Source organism: Streptomyces colwelliae (genome assembly GCF_048158785.1).
Lineage (GTDB): Bacteria > Actinomycetota > Actinomycetes > Streptomycetales > Streptomycetaceae > Streptomyces.
Genome location: NZ_JBLTJC010000570.1, coordinates 1 through 4,821 on the forward strand (window position 1 = coordinate 1; position 4,821 = coordinate 4,821).

A 4,821-nucleotide genomic window follows, 5' to 3' on the forward strand; every position below is an offset into this window, starting at 1 on the left:
ACCTGGGGACCAAGGGGGGCCTGAAGACCGACGAGCACGCGCGCGTGCTGCGGCCCGACGGTTCGGTGATCTCCGGTCTGTACGCGTCGGGGAACACGATGGCGCCGATGTCCGGCCGGATCTACCCTGCTGGCCGGCATGCGGCGCCGTTGGGTTGGCGGGCTGGGGAGGAGGGGCGGAGGCGGAACGGGGCGGTGGACAAAGGCACGGCGCACTTGATCCGCCGGGCAACCTGAGCGCCCCTTTTAGGGGCGCGGGGAACGGCGCGACCAGCCCCCGACGGCCCGCAGCCCCCAACGCGCATCCAGTGGCAGTCTCGACCGGGAAACGGACACGGTGTTCCACGGGACCTGCATCACGCCCAACCCCCCTGCCTGCGCCGCGTCCTGCGCAGCAGCCAGAAGAAGAACGGGCTGCCCAGCAGGGCCGTCAGGACGCCGAGCGGGAGTTCCGCGGGGGCCGCGATCGTGCGGGCGGTGAGATCCGCGGCCAGGAGGACCAGCGCACCGAGGAGCGCGCTGGCCGGGATCAGGAAGCGGTGGCCGGGGCCCGCCGCCATGCGGAGCAGGTGGGGTACGACGAGGCCCACGAAGCTGATGATCCCGGAGACGCTGACCGCCGCCGCCGTGAGCAGGGCGATGACCAGCACCAGGATGATCCGGAGCCGTTCGACGTCAACTCCCAGGTGGCGGGCGGGGCGTTCACCGAGGGCGAGGAGGTCCAGTCGCCGTGCGTGGAGCGGCGCCAGGGTGAGGCCGATCATCGCGCACGGGAGGATCGCGAGGACCTTCGGCCAGGTCGCCTGGGAGAGCGAGCCGAGCTGCCAGAAGGTGATCTGGTTGACCGCCGCAGTGTCCGCGAAGAACAGGAACAGCCCGATCAGCGCCCCCGCGAACGCGTTCAGCGCGATCCCCGTGAGGATCAGCGTCACGACCTCCGTACGGCCGCCCGAGCGCGACATCGCGTAGACCAGCAGAACCGTGGCGAGCCCGGAGACGAACGCCACCGCCGACACCGTCCACGTCCCGAGGAAGTCGAGCCCGAACGCGACCACCGCGACCGCGCCCACCGCCGCCCCCGAGGACACCCCGATGACCCCGGGCTCGGCGAGCGGATTCCCGAACACGCCCTGCATCAAGGCCCCCGCGCAGCCCAGCGACGCCCCGACGAGCAGGGCGAGCACGATGCGGGGGAAGCGCACGTTCCACAACACCGACTCCGGTACGCGGTCCAACGCCCCGCCGCCCAGCCCGAGTCGGTGCTGCACCGAGGCCAGGACGTCCCCGGTCGGGATCGGATACGCGCCCAGCCCGGCGGCCACCGGGACGAGGACGAGCAGGGCGACCACCAGTCCGACGGTGAGCATCCAGCCCGTACTGCGCCGTCTTCGCGGGGGAGTCGGGATACTGACCGCCTCAACCCCCTTGTCCAGTACGGTCATTCGCCCCCGCCTCCGTACAACTGGTCCACCAGCGACTTGAGTACCTGGTCGGTGCGCGGCCCGTAGTTGAGGAGCACGCCGTCCTCGATCGAGACGACCCGCCGGTTCATCCCGGCCGGGGTCTGCGCGACACCGGGGATCTTCACCAGCCCGTCGACACCGCCGACCGACTCAAGTCCCTTGGTCATGACGAGAATCGCGTCCGGCGCGGCTTGCGCGAGCGCCTCGGTGGTGATGGCGGTGAAGTCCTGCTTCAGGCCCGACTCCGCGCCCGCGTCGACCGCTCCGGCCGCCTCCAGGAGCGAGGTCGCGCCCGAGCCCTTGCCGCCGATGAGATACACGGACGCGGACCCGCGCAGATACAGGAACGCGACCCGCGGCTTCTCCTTGTGCGCCGGAATCGCCTTGCGGACAGCGGCGATCCGGTCCTCCGAGCGCTTGGTCAGCTCCTTGCCCGCGGCCGGTACGCCGAGCGCGTCGGCCACCGCCTGGATGCGCGGGCCGACGTCGGCGAGACCCGTCGCCGGGTCGACGACGAGGACCGGGATGCCGGCGGCGCGGATCTGGCCCATGGCCTCGGACGGCCCGGTGGTCGTCTCGGCGAGCACGAGGTCGGGCTTGAGGGACAGCACGCTCTCCGCCGAGACGTCGTGGTTGCGGGTCACCAGGGGGAGTTTCGCGGCCTGTTGGAAGGTGGCGGTGATGTCCCGGGCCACGACCCGCTTCCCGAGCCCGAGCGTGAACACGATCTCGCTGAGGCTGCCGGAGAGGGGGACGATGCGCCGCGCGTCGCGGACGGTGACCTTCTTGCCGTCCGCTGAGCCCACGGTGACCGGGAGTTGGGGGTCCGGGGTGTCGGTCAGCGGCTCCACGCGGTTGGCCGGTGCGGCGGCCTTCGGCGATGCGGTGGCCGCGGAGGTGCCGGTGCCCCCGCATCCGGTGAGCGTGAGCGCGAGCACGGACAACAGTGCTCCCGCCAGTCGTGTGCGCAAGCGTGGCACGGTCCCGTCCGTCTCTCTCGGCATCTCTCGATATCTCTCGGGCACTGTCGTTTCAGGTGAGGAAAGCTTAGGTTAGCCTTACCTTCGCTCGCTACCGGCAGTCGTCATCCGGAGGACCCACCCATGCCCGCGCGCCCAAGAGTCGTGCTTGTCCCTGGTTCGCCTCCGGGGCGCTCCAGCTGGTTCCGGCTCACTGTCACCGTGGTGTGCACGGCCGTTCTGACGGTCCTCGCCGCCCTGCTCCCCGCGGCCCTCGCCCACGCCGAGAGCCGTACCGTGCAGGGCGGCCGGCTCGACTGGGGCATCAAGTCCTCGTTCCAGAGCTATGTCACCGGGCCCATAGCGAACGGGAGTTACTCCCTCACGGGCGGCGCGGCGACCGTGGGCAGCAGCCAGTTCCGCTTCCCCTCGGCGACGGGTTCGTACGACGGCTCGACGGGCGCGTTCCGCTCGTCCTTCGCGGGCGGGGTGCACTTCGTCGGCCACAGGAAGACCGACGGCAGCTACGAACTCGACCTCACCCTGAGCCGCCCCACGGTCCGCATCTCGGGCTCGACGGGCACGCTCTATCTGGACGTGACGAGCAAGGCGAAGGGCACGGGGACGGTCACGACGTCCTCGCAGGTGCCCTTCGCCTCCCTCGCGCTGCGCGGCATCAACATGAAGGCCGGCGATGTCACCGGGGTCGTCCTCAACGACATGCCCGCCACCCTCACCGCGCAGGGCGCCAAGTCCTTCGCCGGCTACTACACGGCCGGTACGGCACTGGACCCGGTGAGCCTCTCGGCGGACGTGCAGGCCGCGGCCACCAAGACCGCCACGCCCACCCCGACACCCTCCAAGTCCGCCGCGAAGAAGGAGACTTCGAGCGGTGCGATCGCGGACGGTGCCGTCGACTGGGGGGTGCGGCGCACCTTCCGGGAGTACGTCACCGGTGACATCGCCAAGGGCAAGTGGACGCTCTCGGCCGGAGCGGAGGACGGCGGCGCCCTCTTCCGCTTCCCGGGCGGTGAAGGGACGTACAAGAGCGGGGAGTTGACGGCCTCGTTCAAGGGCGCGGTGCGTTTCACCGGTGCCGAGGGCCTCGATCTGAGGCTCAGCGGTGTCCGGGCGACCGTCGACGACGGCAAGGGCACGCTCTATGCCGACGTCACCAGCACCGACTTCAACAGCACTGATTTCACCGGCAAGAAGGTCCCGCTGGTCACCTTCACCGCGAAGGGCCTCAAGGCGGCCAAGGGTCTGGTGAAGGTCACCGAGGCGCCCGCGAAGCTCACCGCGCAGGGCGTGAGGGTCTTCGGCGGGATGTACCAGGCGGGCACCGCCATGGACCCGGTGTCCCTGGCCGTCGCCCTCACCGACGACGCGAAACTGCCCGCACTGCCCGACCTGGGCACCACACCCACGGCGAGCGAGACCCCCGAGGAACAGTCGGCCCGTCCCTCGGTGTCCGCCGAGCCGGTCGCCGACAACTCCGGCGGTGACAACGGCACTTCGGCCGCGCTGCCGATCGGCCTCGCGGCCGGCGCCCTGCTGGTGGCGGCCGCGGTGTCCGTGCTGGTCGTCCGAAGGCGCCGCAGTCGCCCGGCCACCGAGTCCGCCGGCCCGGAAGCGGACTGACCCCCTTACCCGGTCCGCGCGTTGGCGGACCATCCACTCACCTCAAGGAGAACCACGGCCATGCCCGTCAGACGCCCTCGTCTTTCCTTCGCCCTCGCCGCGGCCGTCGCGACCGCCGCCGCGTTCGGCGCCACGGCGCTCGCCACGACCACCGCGTCGGCGGCCGAAGTCCCGCTCAGCGGCTACGAGTTGACCTGGGGCATCAAGCAGTCCTACCGCACGTACGTGAGCACCTACGCGCAGGGCTCCTTCACCGCCACGGACGGCGCCTCGCAGGCCGCGAACAACGGCGCCTTCACCTTCACGGACGGCACGGGCACCTACGACACCACCAGCCACGCCGTGCACCTCACCTTCAAGGGCACCGTCACCGCCAAGTCGACGCTGCACGGCTTCGTGCGGGAGATGTCCGACTTCCAGTACGACAGCGCGGCGGGCACCCTCACCGCCGACCTCGTCGCGGACGGCGGCACCAAGCAGCAGGACGTGACGCTCGCGACGGTCGCCGCACCGACGAGCCAGGACCTGACGAACCTCGCCACCACACTCACCGCGGCGGCGGGCACGTTCCTCGGCAGCGACACGTACGCGAACGCGGCCGGCGACCCGCTGTCGGCGGTCAAGCCGGTGTCGACGACGTCGCCGACCCCGTCCAACTCGTCGACGGAGTCGGTGGTGCCAGTTTGGACACCTACTTCATCGGTGCGGCCATCCGCGCCTTCCCCCGCGTCTATATCCGCTGGTTCGACGGCCACCAGC

Annotated in this window: 5 protein-coding genes; 3 read left to right on the top strand and 2 right to left on the bottom strand. The window is 70.9% G+C overall.

Features of this window, described 5'->3' with window-relative positions:
* A partial coding sequence (locus ACNFOC_RS51010) for an FAD-binding protein (RefSeq protein WP_416965799.1) occupies nt 1-236 on the top strand: 236 nt, incomplete at its 5' end.
* A 119-nt stretch (nt 237-355) separates the two neighbouring features.
* Here the strand turns inward: ACNFOC_RS51010 and ACNFOC_RS51015 are convergent.
* Nucleotides 356-1,441, bottom strand: coding sequence for a FecCD family ABC transporter permease (locus tag ACNFOC_RS51015; RefSeq protein WP_416965800.1), 1,086 nt, complete (start codon nt 1,439-1,441; stop codon nt 356-358).
* Entirely contained in the window at nt 1,438-2,466 is a 1,029-nt protein-coding gene (locus ACNFOC_RS51020; protein WP_416965801.1) for a heme/hemin ABC transporter substrate-binding protein, read from the bottom strand. The genes ACNFOC_RS51015 and ACNFOC_RS51020 overlap by 4 nt, the downstream gene beginning before the upstream one ends.
* Nucleotides 2,467-2,565: 99 nt before the next feature.
* Between ACNFOC_RS51020 and ACNFOC_RS51025 the strand changes: the two genes are divergently transcribed.
* Entirely contained in the window at nt 2,566-4,062 is a 1,497-nt protein-coding gene (locus tag ACNFOC_RS51025) for an HtaA domain-containing protein (protein ID WP_416965802.1), read from the top strand.
* Between the two features lie 60 nt (nt 4,063-4,122).
* The coding region (locus ACNFOC_RS51030; protein WP_416965803.1) for an HtaA domain-containing protein at nt 4,123-4,821 on the top strand (699 nt) is incomplete at its 3' end.

What these genes read in the sequence shown, in the direction of transcription:
- ACNFOC_RS51015 (WP_416965800.1), bottom strand. Translation starts at nt 1,441, where the DNA reads ATGACCGTACTGGACAAGGGGGTTGAGGCGGTCAGTATCCCGACTCCC.
- ACNFOC_RS51020 (WP_416965801.1), bottom strand. Translation starts at nt 2,466, where the DNA reads ATGCCGAGAGAGACGGACGGGACCGTGCCACGCTTGCGCACACGACTG.
- ACNFOC_RS51025 (WP_416965802.1), top strand. Translation starts at nt 2,566, where the DNA reads ATGCCCGCGCGCCCAAGAGTCGTGCTTGTCCCTGGTTCGCCTCCGGGG.